Annotated in this window: 12 protein-coding genes and 1 tRNA gene; 10 read left to right on the top strand and 3 right to left on the bottom strand. The window is 47.9% G+C overall.

What is annotated here, in order from left to right:
• Window positions 1-35: 35 nt before the first annotated feature.
• Together Q4E93_RS33555 and Q4E93_RS33550 are read left to right on the top strand one after the other, a co-directional pair.
• Window positions 36-1,424 (top strand): B12-binding domain-containing radical SAM protein, encoded by a 1,389-nt coding sequence (locus Q4E93_RS33555; protein WP_303592374.1) that lies wholly within the window; start codon window positions 36-38, stop codon window positions 1,422-1,424.
• Window positions 1,360-2,031 (top strand): uracil-DNA glycosylase family protein, encoded by a 672-nt coding sequence (locus tag Q4E93_RS33550; protein ID WP_303592373.1) that lies wholly within the window; start codon window positions 1,360-1,362, stop codon window positions 2,029-2,031. Before Q4E93_RS33555 ends, Q4E93_RS33550 begins: the two co-directional genes overlap by 65 nt.
• 195 nt (window positions 2,032-2,226) lie before the next feature.
• Here Q4E93_RS33550 and Q4E93_RS33545 read toward each other — a convergent pair whose 3' ends face one another.
• Entirely contained in the window at window positions 2,227-4,377 is a 2,151-nt protein-coding gene (locus Q4E93_RS33545) for a hypothetical protein (protein WP_303592371.1), read from the bottom strand.
• 274 nt (window positions 4,378-4,651) lie between these two features.
• On the opposite strand from Q4E93_RS33545, the gene Q4E93_RS33540 reads away from it, so the two are divergent.
• Genes Q4E93_RS33540 through Q4E93_RS33530 form a run of 3 tightly spaced genes read left to right on the top strand, consistent with a single transcriptional unit; the run spans window position 4,652 to window position 10,062 of the window.
• On the top strand, window positions 4,652-7,528 hold the full coding sequence (locus Q4E93_RS33540) for an SNF2-related protein (RefSeq protein ID WP_303592369.1): 2,877 nt from the start codon (window positions 4,652-4,654) through the stop codon (window positions 7,526-7,528).
• 7 nt (window positions 7,529-7,535) lie between these two features.
• Window positions 7,536-7,730 (top strand): hypothetical protein, encoded by a 195-nt coding sequence (locus Q4E93_RS33535; RefSeq protein ID WP_303592366.1) that lies wholly within the window; start codon window positions 7,536-7,538, stop codon window positions 7,728-7,730.
• Window positions 7,717-10,062 carry an AAA family ATPase gene (locus tag Q4E93_RS33530; RefSeq protein WP_303592364.1) on the top strand — a complete coding sequence of 782 codons (2,346 nt, stop codon included), beginning with the start codon at window positions 7,717-7,719 and terminating at the stop codon, window positions 10,060-10,062. The genes Q4E93_RS33535 and Q4E93_RS33530 overlap by 14 nt, the downstream gene beginning before the upstream one ends.
• A gap of 97 nt (window positions 10,063-10,159) precedes the next feature.
• On the opposite strand, the gene Q4E93_RS33525 is transcribed toward Q4E93_RS33530, so the two are convergent.
• Window positions 10,160-10,252 carry a S26 family signal peptidase gene (locus Q4E93_RS33525; protein WP_303592408.1) on the bottom strand — a complete coding sequence of 31 codons (93 nt, stop codon included), beginning with the start codon at window positions 10,250-10,252 and terminating at the stop codon, window positions 10,160-10,162.
• Between the two features lie 67 nt (window positions 10,253-10,319).
• Here Q4E93_RS33525 and Q4E93_RS33520 point away from each other — a divergent pair, with 67 nt between their 5' ends.
• From Q4E93_RS33520 to Q4E93_RS33505, 4 genes are all read left to right on the top strand, one after another.
• Window positions 10,320-10,550, top strand: coding sequence for a hypothetical protein (locus tag Q4E93_RS33520; RefSeq protein WP_303592362.1), 231 nt, complete (start codon window positions 10,320-10,322; stop codon window positions 10,548-10,550).
• Between the two features lie 119 nt (window positions 10,551-10,669).
• Window positions 10,670-11,239, top strand: a complete 570-nt coding sequence (locus tag Q4E93_RS33515) for a YozE family protein (protein ID WP_303592360.1) — start codon at window positions 10,670-10,672, stop codon at window positions 11,237-11,239.
• Window positions 11,240-11,245: 6 nt separating this feature from the next.
• Complete coding sequence (locus Q4E93_RS33510) at window positions 11,246-11,890, top strand: uracil-DNA glycosylase family protein (protein WP_303592358.1); 645 nt, start codon at window positions 11,246-11,248, stop codon at window positions 11,888-11,890.
• A gap of 23 nt (window positions 11,891-11,913) precedes the next feature.
• Window positions 11,914-12,717: a hypothetical protein gene (locus Q4E93_RS33505; RefSeq protein ID WP_303592356.1), complete on the top strand. Its 804-nt coding sequence runs from the start codon at window positions 11,914-11,916 to the stop codon at window positions 12,715-12,717.
• A 316-nt stretch (window positions 12,718-13,033) separates the two neighbouring features.
• Here the strand turns inward: Q4E93_RS33505 and Q4E93_RS33500 are convergent.
• A tRNA-Leu gene (locus Q4E93_RS33500) sits at window positions 13,034-13,115 on the bottom strand.
• A gap of 274 nt (window positions 13,116-13,389) precedes the next feature.
• Between Q4E93_RS33500 and Q4E93_RS33495 the strand changes: the two genes are divergently transcribed.
• Window positions 13,390-15,642 carry a RelA/SpoT family protein gene (locus tag Q4E93_RS33495; RefSeq protein WP_303592354.1) on the top strand — a complete coding sequence of 751 codons (2,253 nt, stop codon included), beginning with the start codon at window positions 13,390-13,392 and terminating at the stop codon, window positions 15,640-15,642.
• Window positions 15,643-15,775 lie beyond the last annotated feature (133 nt).

Raw genomic sequence — 15,775 nt, 5'->3', positions numbered from 1 at the left:
TCTACTTGCAAAGCAGCACCTTTAAGATTGCGAATATGAAAGTCATTCTCATCAATTCACCCTTATTCCGAAATAGGAACGACCGGTACGATGAAGATTCGCTGCCGCCTATCGGGCTGGGGTACATCGCTACCCAGCTCAAAAATAGCGGAATAGCAGTGGAACTGATTGACGCTGTCTATCAGCGTATTCCGTTGGTGGACCTTATTGCGATGCTCTCAGCAAAACGGCCCGATGTAATCGGTATAAACATCTTCACTACGAACTACGAGCTGGTCAAGGATATCTGCGAAGGACTTGATTTCCCCACCCGCATTGTTGTGGGAGGCCTATCCACGAGAGAATTATACAAGAATATCCTCACCTGGAAAACGGACAATCCGATTGACGTGATAACGGGTGACGGGGAACGGATCATGCTGGACATTGTCCGAGGATCTGTATCTGACACCGCCTTTCTTAACGAAGGAAATCGAAGAGTATTTAAGGTCGACAACCACTCCAGCTATCTCGTTGATGATATTTCGGATGTCGCCTTGGATAGGACCTTTTTCATGAATGAGCCTGTCCTACATCCGCTTGGCTTCATAGAGGCGAACATCGTGACGAGTAGAGGATGTGTCTATAACTGTACGTTCTGCGCTGCAGCTCGATCATTGAATCGGGACTACCCAGTCCGGGAAAGGTCGGTGTCGTCGATCAAGGCCGAACTTCATGAAATCGCTACGCAACTTCCGACTGTGAGTTCCATACGGGTGCTTGACGACCTTTTCCTTAAGTCAAAAGCCTCTATTCAGAAGGCTATTGAAATCTTTAGCCCCTTTACTTTTCAATGGCGATCCATGGCGCATGTGCAGACTTTCCGCAATGTGGAGGATGACCTGATGGACGGCCTCCGTGACAGCGGTTGTCATGAGCTCTTTATAGGAATAGAATCCGGGTCGCCAAGGATACTGGAAAACATCAACAAAACGAAGGATGTGGCTGTCATCGTTGAAAATCTAACCAAGTCATTCAAAGCCGGTATACCAATTAAAGGGTATTTTATCTACGGTTTTCCTGGGGAGACCGAGAAGGACATGCAAATGACCTACGAATTAGCTGTCCAGCTTAAGGATATCTCTCGCCGATATGGTGTGAATTTCAGAACTAGTGTGTTCCAATACCGGCCGTATCATAGCAGCCAAATTTATCATGATCTGGAGGCCCAGGGTAAGAGTCTACAGGTATCGCAGGTAGAACCTAATGAGGCCTTATCCAGCCTAGTCGGCCGTTTGCAGTTCAATTTTCATAGTGGCAATTACTCAGAAGTTGGTAATCAGGTAGTTCAAGATTATATTTACCGCACAATTAACCTCAATGGCGGTAACATCTTCTCCGATTTCTCACCCGACGGTGGCCCCCTGCAACGGGAAAATCTGTAAATCCTGCGGACTTTATCTCAACCAAGCACCGATCTTCGACGAAAGGCGAATGGCGGATGTCTTTTGGGTCGGCTTGTCCGCTGTGCGATTCGAAGATGGCCAGGAGAGACTGCCTCTTTCTCCACTAACTGCCTCCGGTGCGTTGATCAGCCAGATCGAACAACCCTATACTTCCAAGTTGAGGTTTTATAAGACCAATTTGGTAAAGTGCTTGCCACTAAAAGATGATCGAATACGTTATCCGATGGAACGAGAAATGGAAAAATGCTTTTCTAATTTCGAATGGGAGTTGGAGAACCTAAGGCCGGCCACTGTGTATTTATTGGGGAAGCAAGTAGCTACATTTATACTAAAAAAGCTTTCAGGTGACAAACCAATACTTCCCGAAGATTTTACATATACATCCGTAAGAATCAACAATATCAGCTTTATCCCTGTTCATCATCCCTCCTATATTTTGGTATATAAAAGAAAAATGCTGGAACAATACGTTAAGCATGTTCAAATCCTTTTTCCATCGGAATCACGCGGCGAGAAATGCAAGGATCACTCTGCCAGTCATAAAATATCATCGCTAAAACGAAAATTCGATGGTTCGAGGGTGTAGATTATTACAGGTTCTAGTAATTGATGATTTTACCGTATAGTTGGAATGTTGAGGAGTGGTTACCGGTAAAGAATTGCGGGGGTATAGTGTTGCTCTAATGAACCTTCATTCAGCAGTAGGTGACCCGCTAGAAAAAAGCACTAATTCCCGAGGCTAATCCGTTCAACGACCGGCTAGGCTAAGCTGGCAATAATCTTACGGGTCTCGCCTCGATTCAGATGAAGACGGGTCGCTTTCATCTGAATTGCTAGGGGGTGGAGTCTCCGGAATGACTGCATCAGGAAGGGCCTTGGCTAAAGAAGATGAGCTATTTTTGTCAGTCGCTTCAGGAGGCATCAAATTATACCAGGATGAATACATTGTATATGAAGGGTAAATTTGTTCAAAGGTCATTTTCATAAACACTCCAGATCCAAGCCAAGATTCTCTTTCAGCCATATGAATGTCTTTCAGTGCCATCGTACTTATCAATATTCCCCGGTTTTGAAACTCAAAAATGTCACCTTTTTTGGTCATGGCCTTGACGCGTCCCATTTCCTTCCGGGTTGCCCATCTTGCCGAGAGTTGAAATTCTTCGGCCAATGCCATATATTTTTCAATATCGATCAAAAAAAGAAGAAACACACGACCAAACATCAAATCAAAAATAAACTCCTTCGCAAAAGGCAAGGTAAAGATTGGCTTATATAGAGACTCAAAGACCATACGTATGTCCATTAGAATGTACTTCTCAGATTCGACCTGTGCCAATGCTTTCAATACCGTCCGCCCCTGGTCCCGGAAGTCGCCTTTGAATAAGCCTATATGCAAACAATTGTCGATATAATCATAAGCCAGCATATTATTTTTATCAAGTTCTTCACGGAGCCTAATTAGTCTGTCCGTATATCTGGGCGTTGGTTCTTCAGGTGTGATGATAGATATCGGCCGGCCTGTCGAATTATCGATTCCTTCATCTTTATTGACGACGTCCGCAATATTCTGTAATACCATCATTTGTTTAAACTGTCGCTCCAATTGGTCCAGGTCGTCTTTTGAAAAATGGTATTTCTTATAAAGTTGTTCGGGTGTCATTTCCTCTTTAGTCATTTCTCCCAGCATTTCTAGGATTTGGTGATTTCTAGTCCCTTCTTTCACTTCCTGAATAGTTAACTTGCCGTCAATAAGGCATAAGAGGTCGCCTGCCTGAACATAACCGGTAAGGTCCGTTATCAAAGCAAAATCCGTAGGTTTTTTGTTGATTTCAGCAGCGACAAACCTAACGGATTCGAAATTAGTGTCTCGAAGCTTCTTCTCTCCTCCAACACCATTATAAAGGCGCCTTGAAATATAAGTCTGACCTTTGATCAATTGCCAAACTATCGAGTCCATCAAATGCCGGAGAATATTTTCTTTTACATCCAAGGCTTTCATATTACCGTTGATCTTTGTCTGAGCCCCCTTATCTTTTTGTTTTCTGGCTGCTTTCAAAGCGGCGTTATTGGCTTCCCTTTCATCTTGAATTTGCAGAATCAGGTTTAAAGCCTTTTCCTGCCCCATTTTAAATCCCTTATGAACATTACCAATAAAATCCTCCTTTCTCTCTGTTATTGCCTGCTTCAACTGATCATATTGCTCAAAATCAGTTGTGAATGTAGTCTTAATGCCATATTCATGTATAAGATCAGTTATATCCCGTATTTGTACCTCAAAATCGGCCCATTCCTGTTTATCCTTGAGATAGCGTGGTCTCATTGCGTCAAGTTTAGTAATAGCTTCACCGAGACTAGTTGTACCTGTCTGTTGCAAAATATGGTCTCTATATGCAGCCGTAAGTTGGGTAAGGACGCCGTTATCGATATTGTCTTTTAAATAGCGAATCCCATCACGTCCTTCAGCTCCTGCCTTATTCAATATGGATTTGATGGCAAAATTTGCCAATAATGGTGGGGTATTTAAAATACCCATATTCGATGGAATCTTTGTGTAAAGAATCGTTTCTACTCCCTGGAAGCCATCAATCCGTTCAATAGTGACCGCATCCCTATTCTTTTCATCTGATCGATTGTATTGCTCTCCTGATCCAACCTTGTTTCGTTCTCTTCTCCAAAGCATCGAAGTCGCCTGTTCGATGCTTGTCTCATCGTCAAGAACAAGGATCATGGCATTAACGGGGGTACCTCCTGTAACAGGTATTAAGGTTGGCGCGTTATCCCTGGTTCGACTCAACCGGGCATATTCAACCTTAAAAGGCGTCTGACAAGCAATCCTGTCTACAATATGTTTAGCTATTTCATCTCCGGGATTATTGATCAAAGACCCGTAGGCCATAATTCCAAGCGTTCGTTTGCCAGTTGTAGAATCCATATTCGGGGGTTAATAAATAAAACTACATATTTAGGAGCAAACGCCAGAAGCCTCATTAGTTCATGGCGCATAGATGGGCTATTGGTATAGATTTTCGTTTTATATTTTGATTATCAATGTTGTTAACTTTAGAGCATGCGATCAGTTCGTCCTCCAAAGATTAAACTTCGTCCGCCGGCCTAACCTATATATCTCATTTATATAATCTATTACCCTATTAAGGTAATTTTGTCGGTTTTCAGTTTAGATGTAGCCAAACAATCACCGGTCGATTATGGTTTTAACCCCTTATCACGCCAAATACATCGCCTATGAGCTTACCAGAAGAAGTTTCTCCGATGGTATCCAAAAATTAGCCTCTACCCTCGTCAATGCCCAGGTGGACATCAATCCACACCAGGTTGAAGCCGCACTTTTTGCCTTTCGCTCCCCACTGTCAAAAGGGGCGATCCTAGCCGACGAGGTCGGTCTGGGAAAAACCATTGAAGCCGGCCTCGTGATTGCTCAAAAGTGGGCCGAGAGAAAACGACGCATACTAGTCATCACCCCGGCGAATCTTAGAAAACAGTGGAGTCAGGAACTGCTCGATAAGTTCTTTCTCCCATCCATTATTCTGGAAGCAAAATCCTTTAGCGAAACGGTAAGAAGAGGCAGTGGAAATCCCTTCACACAAAGTGCCATCACCATTTGCTCCTACCAATTCGCCCGGGCCAAAGAAACATTCATCCAGCAAATCGATTGGGACTTGGTGGTCGTAGACGAGGCCCACCGCCTACGCAACGTGTATAAACCGGGAAACAAGATTGCGCAATCGATAAAAAAATCCCTTGCAGATGCCCCGAAGATTCTGCTTACGGCTACGCCGCTTCAAAACAGCCTGCTGGAGCTTTATGGTTTAGTCAGTATCGTCGACGAATATATTTTTGGCGATCAACGGAGTTTTAGGGCACAATACAATCGGCTAAATGGCGCCGTCGACCCCACCTCATTCAACGAGTTAAAAGACCGGCTTAAACCCGTCTGCAAGCGAACGCTCCGCCGCCAAGTGTTGGAATATATCAAATACACAAACCGGATAGCCTTGGTCGAGGAATTCTATCCGACCGATGATGAACAACGTCTCTATGACCTAGTTACCGAATATTTACAACGGGATAATTTATATGCCCTCCCCGCCAGCCAACGCAAACTGATGACGCTCATTTTACGACGGCTCCTTGCATCCTCCACTTATGCCATATCTGGTACGCTGGAAACCCTTGCCGCAAAACTCGCCGGCATGATCCAACGTCTTCATCAACAAAGCATCGAAGACTCGATTGCGGCGGATTTTGAGTCCTTCGGAGAGCTCAAAGACGAATGGTTGGAGGAAGGTGAATTACTACCATCGAGCGGCGAGGTAGCGGAGAATGACGTTCCGAACATACAAAGCGAGATCGATTCGCTGCAATCCTTTGCTCAACTGGCGAATTCGATCACCTTGAATTCAAAGGGCGAAAAGCTGTTCACCGCCCTTGAAAAAGGATTCAATGAGGTGGACAGACTCGGCGCTCCTAAAAAAGCGATCATTTTCACAGAGAGTACGAGGACACAGGAATATCTCCGGGCCAATCTGGAAAGCAAGGGGTATTCCGGTCAGGTAGTCCTATTTAACGGCACGAACAACGATAAGCGCTCTAGGGCGATCTACCAGGACTGGGCGGAGCGCCACAAGGGGACAGATAAGGTGACCGGTTCCCGAACGGCCGACATGCGGGCCGCGCTGGTAGAGTACTTCAGGGACCACGCCACCCTAATGATCGCCACCGAAGCCGCAGCCGAAGGTATTAACCTGCAGTTCTGTTCGCTTGTCATCAACTTCGATCTCCCTTGGAACCCTCAGCGCATCGAACAACGTATTGGCCGCTGTCACCGCTATGGCCAAAAATTCGATGTCGTGGTTGTCAACTTTCTTAACAGAGCGAATGCAGCCGATGTCCGGGTATATGAACTACTCGAACAGAAATTCAACCTGTTCAGCGGGGTGTTCGGCGCAAGCGATGAGGTACTCGGAAGTATCGAAAGCGGGGTAGATTTTGAAAAACGCATTGCGCTCATCTTCCAGGAATGCAGGACACCCGACCAGATTGCGACGGCCTTTAATCAACTTCAATCCGAATTAGAAGCGACGATCGGCGAGTCCATGCACCGGACAAGACAAAGTCTACTGGAAAATTTCGACGAGGAAGTGCATGAAAAGTTAAAGATCAACCTGCAGGAAAGCAAGGAATACCTAACAAAATATGAAAGCTGGCTCTGGAATATCACCAGGTATTGCCTCGGCGGACATGCTGAATACGCCTCCGACGAGCATTCCTTCACGTTGTTGCAAAATCCCTTCGAAGGATCCCAAATCCATCCCGGCCCTTACAAGATCGGCAGGAATGTCGATAAAGCAAACGCCTACCGCATCAATCACCCGCTGGCCCAGGCGATCATTGACAAATGTAAATCCAATTACCTCCCAACTGCCGAACTATGTTTTGATTATTCCAACAATGCCAAACGAATCTCCATTCTCTCCCCACTTGTCGGCAAAAGCGGCTGGCTAAAGATCGCTATCCTGACCGTTACTACGTTTGACGCGGAAGACCACCTCTTGATTGCCGGGACCATCGACGACGGTCGCCCCCTGGATCAAGACCAATGCTACCGACTATTTTCCCTTTCTGCGGGGGTGATAGCAAATACGATCGACCCAGACGACACGGAACTGGGACAACTCGAGACCTTGTTGGAAAACAGCAAACAAAACATCCTGCAAGACATTCGCGTCCGAAACGCAAACTATTTTGAGATCGAGATTGAAAAGCTGGATCATTGGGGAGAAGATAAACGAAATTCTTTGAAAGTCGCACTAAAGGAACTAGACGAACAGATCACCACCATCAGGAAACAAGCCCGACTGTCGCCTGACCTCGCCGAAAAACTGGCATTGGAAAAGCAACGAAAAGAACTTGAATCAAAGCGCGACGGATCTTGGCGTGAATATGATGGTGCGGCCAAAGAGATCGAACTGAGCAAAGACAAACTGCTTGGTCAAATCGAGCAAAGACTCCAACAGACAATAACCGAAGAATCCCTTTATACAATAAAATGGACCATTAAATAGTAAGCCAATGAACCAGAATCCCAATGAGCTGTTGGCCGTACAAATCACCAAAGAACTCCTCCGCTTGAAGTTGATCGACCCAGCAGCTGAGAAAAAATTCACCCAAGCTATCGGCCAGGGAACACTCCGCGAATCCGATTGGAAACTCTATCTCGAGGAAGAAGTTAACAAGCAAAATACGCCAACCGATGAAGCTAAATAATTTAAAGATAACTGCATTCAGGGGAGCAACAAAGCCCTTGCTTTTAGAATTTGACCCGGCCAAGAACATCACTATGATTTTTGGTGAGAATGGAAATGGCAAATCAACCATTGCAGATAGTATCGTTTGTCTTTGCACCCCTCAGCACGGCTCGTTAGAGGATAAATCTTCGATCGATAAATCCTTCTTCGCGTCCGTCGATAAGAAACCCGAAGATGTATCCATCCTATTGACCACAGATTCCGGTGCTTTCGCCGCGAAAATGTCCCGCGCCGGTGCTTTTGAGAAGAATCCCGCCACCGGGCACCCGACCGTCCGGCACTTGCGGCGAAGCCAAATTACGCAGCTGATCGAGGAACAGCCCTCCAAACGATACGAAAAACTTTCGACCTACATCGACGTAGCCAACATTTCCCGGTGCGAGGACAGTTTGCGCAAGGCACAAAAAGAGACTGAGACTGAACTCAACACCGCAATCGCCACGCTTACCAATGCAATACAAACCCTCGAGAAAGCCTGGACAGCCGAAGGAGTACCCGGCAAATCCTGGGAAGAATGGGCAAAAAAGGAATCTGCAAAGGATATCAGCGCCGAAACAGCCAAATATGCATTTCTCCAGGCCATTCAAAAAAACGCGTCCATGGTACAAGAACACCAAGCAAAGTTGGCGAATGACCGGAAGTCCCTTACCGATTCGGAAACAAACCTGAAAACAGCGGATGAAGCCCTACACCTAGCAATGGAAAAAGACAAAAACGCTCATAAGGATCTGTTGGCTGTATTACAAAGCGCAAAAAATTACCTTTCGGAAAAACAAGAAGTAAAATCCTGCCCCGTTTGTGACAACACTATAGAACGCAAGACCGTGCTGGAATCGCTTTCAAAAAAAATTGAGTCGATGGAGCTCATCAAATCGCTCACAGAGAAATTTAGGGCCGCCCGACAGGACAAGGACGGAAAAACACAGGTCTTTGAATCCTCCCGCCATTCCCTCTACCAAAAGTTAGTCACACTGGAAAAGTCGATGGCCGCGGCTGGCGAACCCGGCTATTCTGCCTTGACAGCTAAACTATCTTTTCTATATACAGATATCCTAGAGGGTGAAAAGATCGATCGATACCTGAAGATCAGCGATCACCTCCTTAGCACTCTGGAAAGCCAAAAGCCGGTCGTCGAGAAAATAAAAACCGCCATCGACCAAAATAATCTCATCAAGGGCCAATATCAGGCCATCAAAGACTCTCGGGTAAAGATTGGAAGGACCGACAAACTGTCCAAGGCTATGAAAAGTACCCTAGAGGTCGTCGAAAATGCTCGGAAAGACTTTATCCAGGGCGAACTCACCTCCATCTCTTCCGAAGTGGACCGGCTGTATCAAAAGATTCATCCGCGGGAGTCCCTGGGCGGCATTTCCCTGACTCTTAAAAAGACCACCAAAGCCTCGCTCGAACTCAATGCAGACTTTTATTCGAAAAAAGCGGTGACCCCGCAATCGGTGTATAGCGAAAGTCATCTCGATACTCTCGGCATCACCGTCTTTCTTGCCTTGGCAAAGCGATATGGCGTGGGTAACTCGATCCTCATCCTGGACGACGTCGTGATGTCCGTGGACGAAAACCACCTCGACCGGTTCGTAGAACTTTTACACGATGAGTGCAGTGAATTTGCGCATATCCTCATTACGACCCACTATCGTCCATGGCGGGACCGATACCGCTATAACCGTGCGCCTGCCAGCAAGGTCCATTTTGTGGAGTTGAGGTCCTGGTCTCTAGATAGCGGTATCCGCGTGCAAAACGGGAAAGTCGCTATCGACGAACTCCGTGCTGCGCTGGCCGACCCCAAGTATTTCGACCGCCAGAAAATTGTCAGCGCGGCTGGCATCATCCTTGAGAATATCCTTGACTTTCTTTCTCTACTCTATGGCTGCCGAATTCCACGCAAACCAAAGAACGACTATCAGCTTCGCGAGCTCTTAGATTCGCTATCCAAAAAGTTGATCGGGGCACTAAAAATTCAACAATTCGGAAAAGATGCAATAACCGGAAAATATCTCCCTACTGCGCTCCAAAAAGAGACCGAGCTAAGATCCCTCGTGGATGAAATAAAGGAACTCGCAATCATCCGCAATTGGGTGGGTGCCCATTTTAACTATGATGGTTCGCTAGTCAGCGACAAAGATGTCACTTCCTTCGGTGAAGCGACATTAGTTCTTGCTGAACTATTAACCTGCCCCGAAAATGGGCAATTCCCTGACAGAAGCAACTCAGGCTCCTATTGGGAGACTAAAACGGGATCAATACGCTTATATCCGTTAAAGGAGCCAACATGACATAAGGAATTATTGATGCGTTTTAAAAGTGTCAAACGCGAGGGCACTAGTTCTACTGAAACGGCCTTAATCCACCCGGAATGGAAATAGATCTCCGTCACAGAATCGCCAATACCTTCCCGATCAAATGATTTTCCGGGACCAAGCCCCAGTACCGGGAATCCTGGGATCCATAGAGATTGTCGCCGATGCCCCAATAGTATCAGTTGAGCTTAACCCGCTAACACCGTTCAGTCTTTCCGCGTCAGCGGGAAGTGATGCTGAAGGGCGGCCTGCTGGCCCATTACACGCTGGGGTATTATCATACCTATGACGGGCGTCCGACGTTCGAGGTCAATCCTTATTTGTTCCGGATCGATCAGGACAATTGGGTCAGAGCCGGTTTACCCGTTGATCAGCGGGATTTTAATCAGGTGCTTTCTAATACGCAGTACCGGCGGGCCTATATCCTATTGGAACAAACGAATGAGTTTAGAGAACTTCCTTAAAATCAACCATCAGGAAATGACGGCCAACCGGTCATGCATGGCTTTTGCTCCTGGTGCGTCAAAAGTGTGGTGGTCTTAGACAAAATAAGTAAATTGTTTGGTTCAATTCCATCTTTATCATGACTATTGTAGAATTTATTAAGTCTAATCTCGCGCAGAATACGCCCATGGGCGACCTTTGCCGCGATATTCAGGGAGATCCGGGGTTCCCTTCCAATAAGTCCGAAGAAGAAGTAATTTCTTACTTACAATTTCGCACCAGCCGGGGCGGCACCGACTCGGTGCTAAAAAAAATGCTTCGGCAATATGAAATGCAGCGGGCAACAGTTGTCGACACATTGGATGTGGAGACGCGATTTGCTGTGCTACGGACGGAGCGCTGGAATTTTTTGAAAGAAAGCTTCCTGGTTGACAAAGTGCATTTGGTTGGAAAGCCGACGGATATTTACAAAGTCTATTGTATCGATTCTATGACGGGCAAAGCGCTCCTGTTCGACATCAAATCGAAGAAGAGTTTGAATGATCTGAACCTGATGGATGCGGCAATTATTTTCATCGGCGAACTGACGCAGATTGTGACGGTCAGCGAAGCGGTACGTCAGCTGGAAAATTGCTCCTATGATACACCGGTGAAACCTTATATGCCGAACTTTCAGGAATTGATAGTCTTTTTAAAGCAGTATGTCTGATTGGTCATGATCACCTCCCATCAATACCTTGCCGACAATCCCATCGACCCCAAGAGCGAGCGGCTTATTGTGGGGACGATCCATCCACATAATCACAATGAGTTTCAGGTACCCTTTTTTTATGGCAGTGAATGTAGCCTTTGGGAGATACTCCACGGGGCTTTTCCAGCGGAATTACCCAATCCGTTCCATCTCGATGACATTAAGACCTTTCTTCGACGCCGGAAGATAGCAATGAGTGACATGATCTGGCAATGTCGGCGAAAAAATGCCTCCGCCCTGGATAAAGATTTGATCCCCCTTCGCCTGAACAAAGAGCTTTTGGATCAGGTCCGTCAGTCCAATATCCAGGAAGTGTTTTTTACCAGCGGCTTCGATACCAATGCTGCCTTTAAGCTGTTCTACCGCAATGTACTTGGGCGACCGATCACCAAAAAGATCAGGGAAGACCGGGAAGTCACCCTCGAACCGGCGTTACTGGGCCGGTCCGTTCGGCTGCGGATCCTGTATTCTCCGTCCCGAAGGGCCCTATCAGGCCTGAGCGGGAACAAACAATATATCGCCAGCATGAAGAATTACAGACATTTGCCGACACCGGTAAAAGCCTGGCGCGTGGACTACTATCGACAGGAATTCGGCAAACCGGCGTAATTAACCGACCAACGTTACATTGGATGACGCTATTCAAACTGAAATGGGAAAATATGGGCTGGATCAATATGGCAGAGTCCGTGGCCTCCTTTCCTTGGCCAGGGTTACCGGAGGATGTCCATTTTTCTGTCAGCTATGCCCCGAACACTGACGAAATGAACCTCCACCTGTCGCGGAATTTGCCGGGTTTGCCATCCGGCGACAAGCCGCGGATCCGGATTGCCCAGTGGCCGAAAGCCGAAGCAGAAGAAATGGCCAGGCTCCTGTTCATCAGGTATTGGCAGCAGTTTTGGGAACCGTTCGACATGCCAAAATTCCAGTACCGGCGCTCAGCCAAAGGTCAGGCGGCCCGGTATTGTTCGATCTCCCGGCTGTTGAAGCCGGGCGGGAGACATGTTATCCAGCGCCGGCTTAAATCGGAATTGCTTACGCATCTTACCCGCAAAAGAAACGGCCGGGAACTTATTCTTAGAGAAGAATTGATCCCATCGCTCGAACGACTCATGCTGCAGCCTGATTTCTTCTGGACGATGGTTGACCAGTTCAAGCGTGTACCGAGGCAATTTACCGGGCCAATGGAGATGGGCCTGCTCCGTACTAGAGATTTTAGTGGCATAGTTGTCCGACTGCAGGGACAGTGGTTCACCTTTCGCAGGGCCGTGGACTGGGTATCGCTATTTCGGAGTTTTTTCGAGCCGGAGGTCTTCGAAGCGTTGCAGCAAAAATTAGCGGAGGCGATTCGCGTTATTTCAGAGGCGACAACAGGGGAGGATACACGTTCTTTTCATGCGCCTTTCAATCTGACGATTATTTGCCCCGATAGATGAGTGCTGGCCGCAGACCGTAAGGGGCTTTCAATCAATTTGCAGTCTGTCTTTAGACCCAGGGGCTAGTCCGTTTAGGATTGGCTAGGTCGAAATGTGTTGTGCGGTCCATACAAAATAACACTGCCCAAAAAAATGCCTAATCAGAAATTGAATCAAACGGCGCCCTTTATCATGAAAGCTGGAACGCGATGCCTAAGAATTGGCCTCAAGAGAAGTACTATTTATATTGCAAATGATTGATAATGAATCGTATGATGATGCTCGTGTGAACCAGGTTAAAAGAAAAAAGGCCCACCAAGTGGACCTTTTTCTCAAGTGCGGGCGATAGGGGTCGAACCTACACGCCTCGCGGCGACAGATCCTAAATCTGTTGCGTCTGCCAATTTCGCCACGCCCGCAAATAATTATCTCAACCCACCTTTAGAATTGCCAGCAAATTCCCAGCAATTTTTCGTGCCCCGAGATCAGATTATATTGCTTTAAATCGCAATATCCTGATATCCAAGCGAAGTTAAATAAGGCAAGACTAGATTCAGGATGGTTAAGTTGGATCCTAAGTCTAGTGCGTCTGCCAATTTCGCCACGCCCGCGGGACTTTTGCCGTTGCCGGCCCGTAGAGCAGGTCAGGATAAGGCGTGCGAAGCTACGCTTTTTTTTGTAAATTCGTAAGGTATGGAAATGGAAACCGTTGCTGCGACGCCGAAATATAATTTGACCGAAGAACAGGAGAAGAAGCTGATCCTCAGAGAATACCGTGCCCTGTTGCGTTCTCTCAAGCCCAAATTGAAAACGGGCGACAAGGAATTGCTCCGCACGGCCTTTGAAATGGCGGCCGAGGCCCACAAGACCATGCGGCGTAAAAGCGGGGAACCCTATATCCTGCATCCCCTGGCCGTGGCCCGGATCTGTTCCGAGGAGATCGGGCTGGGCGTCCGCAGCACGATCTGCGCCCTGCTGCATGATACGGTGGAAGATACGGACATCACTTTAGAAGACATCGAAAGGGAGTTCAGCGGGGAGATCGCCCGCATTGTGGACGGGCTGACCAAGATCTCCAACGTCGTGGACGTCAACGCTTCCCGGCAGGCGGAGAACTTTAAAAAGATCCTGCTGACGCTGACCGATGACCCCCGGGTCATCCTTATCAAGCTGGCGGACCGGCTGCACAATATGCGGACCCTGGACAGCATGAAAAGGGAAAAGCAGCTGAAGATCGCCTCCGAGACGGTGTATATCTATGCCCCCCTGGCCCATCGCATGGGGCTTTATAATATCAAGACGGAGCTGGAGGACCTGGCCATGAAGTACCTGGAGCCGGAGGAATACCGGGAGATCGCCCGGAAGCTCGCGGAGACCAAGCGGGAGCGTTCCAGGTATATCAACGAATTCATCAAGCCCCTGAAAGACAAGCTGGACAAGGCGGAGAGCTTTGATTTCGAGATCTACGGCCGTCCGAAGAGCATTCACTCCATCTGGAATAAGATGCGGAAGAAGGGGGTGGCTTTTGAAGAGGTATACGACCTGTTCGCCATCCGGGTCATCCTGAACTCCCCACCGGAGAAGGAAAAGGAGGATTGCTGGAAGGTGTACTCGATGATCACGGATGAATACAACCCGTCTCCGGAGCGTCTGCGGGACTGGTTGAGCAATCCTAAGTCCAACGGGTATGAAGCGCTGCATACGACGGTGATGGGTCCCCAGGGAAAATGGGTGGAGGTGCAGATCCGTTCCAAGCGGATGAATGAGATCGCGGAAAAAGGGTTGGCCGCCCATTGGAAATATAAGGAGGGGGCTGCCGATGAAAGCCGGTTTGACAAGTGGTTCCAGCAGATCCGGGAGGTGCTCAATACGCAGGATAACGACTCCATCGATTTCCTCCAGGACTTCAAGACGAGCTTCCTGGCGGAGGAGATCTATGTCTATACACCGAAGGGGGATGTGAAAATGTTGCCGGTGGGATCCACCGCGCTGGATTTCGCCTTTGCCATCCATAGCGCCATCGGCGTACAATGCATCGGCGCCAAGGTAAACCACAAACTGGTGCCGCTTAGCCATAAGCTGCGCAGCGGCGACCAGGTGGAGATCATCACCTCCAGCAAGCAAAAGCCTAATGAGGACTGGCTGGGCATCGTGGTGACAGCGAAAGCCAAGAGTAAGATCAAGGATGCTTTAAAAGAGGAAAAAAGAAAGATAGCCGACGAAGGAAAATATATTGTCCAGCGTAAGCTGGAAAATTTCGGGGCTGGGTACAACCAGCATAATATCGATGTGCTGACAGCCTTTTACAAACTGAACTCTTCTTTGGATTTCTTCTACCAGGTGTCGGTGCGTAATATCGACCTGAAGGAGCTGAAGGAATTTCAGCTGTTGGGCGACCGGCTGGAGCCACCCAGGCCGCCCAAGCCGCAGCTGCTCGACATCCGGCCGGGAGACGTCCCCGCGCCTGCCGTCCCCCGGAAGGACGCAGAGCTGATCATTTTCGGGGAAAGCAGCGATCGTATCGTATATACCCTGGCCAACTGCTGTAAGCCTATCCCGGGCGACGACGTATTCGGGTTTGTATCGGTGGGCAAGGGGCTTACCATCCACCGGACCAACTGTCCCAATGCCGCCAAGCTGATGGCCAGCTATGGCCACCGGGTGGTGAAGACCAAGTGGGCCAAGAATAAAGAGATCTCCTTTCTCACGGGTGTGCGGATCGTGGGCATGGATGACGTAGGCGTCGTCAACAAGATCACCAATCTCATCTCCGGAGAATTGAGGATCAACATCAGCGCCATGACCATCGAGGCCAAGGAAGGATTGTTCGAAGGCAATATCAAGGTCTACGTCCATGACAAGGAAGAGCTGGAAGAACTGGTGCAGCGGCTGAAGCAGCTGAGCGGTATCCATTCCGTTGTTCGATTTGACACTGAATCCGCCTGACGCGCGCCGCCGATCTGCTAAATACGATGAGATGGCCTGCCGGAACATGGCTTCTACAAATTCCTTTTTGACAGTACGTGTTTTACCGTACTTTTGCCGCCTCATTTTGAATCACAAACCAGCAAATTGCAAC

Origin of the sequence: Flavitalea plasmicola (assembly GCF_030546645.1) — a bacterium.
Taxonomy (GTDB): Bacteria; Bacteroidota; Bacteroidia; order Chitinophagales; family Chitinophagaceae; genus Puia.
This window is presented reverse-complemented; position numbering and strand designations above follow the sequence as displayed.

Bases quoted from the DNA above. Each gene is read 5' to 3' on its own strand.
- Q4E93_RS33555 (WP_303592374.1), top strand. From the start codon at position 36: ATGAAAGTCATTCTCATCAATTCACCCTTATTCCGAAATAGGAACGAC.
- Q4E93_RS33550 (WP_303592373.1), top strand. From the start codon at position 1,360: ATGGCGGTAACATCTTCTCCGATTTCTCACCCGACGGTGGCCCCCTGC.
- Q4E93_RS33545 (WP_303592371.1), bottom strand. From the start codon at position 4,377: ATGGATTCTACAACTGGCAAACGAACGCTTGGAATTATGGCCTACGGG.
- Q4E93_RS33540 (WP_303592369.1), top strand. From the start codon at position 4,652: ATGGTTTTAACCCCTTATCACGCCAAATACATCGCCTATGAGCTTACC.
- Q4E93_RS33535 (WP_303592366.1), top strand. From the start codon at position 7,536: ATGAACCAGAATCCCAATGAGCTGTTGGCCGTACAAATCACCAAAGAA.
- Q4E93_RS33530 (WP_303592364.1), top strand. From the start codon at position 7,717: ATGAAGCTAAATAATTTAAAGATAACTGCATTCAGGGGAGCAACAAAG.
- Q4E93_RS33520 (WP_303592362.1), top strand. From the start codon at position 10,320: ATGCTGAAGGGCGGCCTGCTGGCCCATTACACGCTGGGGTATTATCAT.
- Q4E93_RS33515 (WP_303592360.1), top strand. From the start codon at position 10,670: ATGACTATTGTAGAATTTATTAAGTCTAATCTCGCGCAGAATACGCCC.
- Q4E93_RS33510 (WP_303592358.1), top strand. From the start codon at position 11,246: ATGATCACCTCCCATCAATACCTTGCCGACAATCCCATCGACCCCAAG.
- Q4E93_RS33505 (WP_303592356.1), top strand. From the start codon at position 11,914: ATGACGCTATTCAAACTGAAATGGGAAAATATGGGCTGGATCAATATG.
- Q4E93_RS33495 (WP_303592354.1), top strand. From the start codon at position 13,390: ATGGAAATGGAAACCGTTGCTGCGACGCCGAAATATAATTTGACCGAA.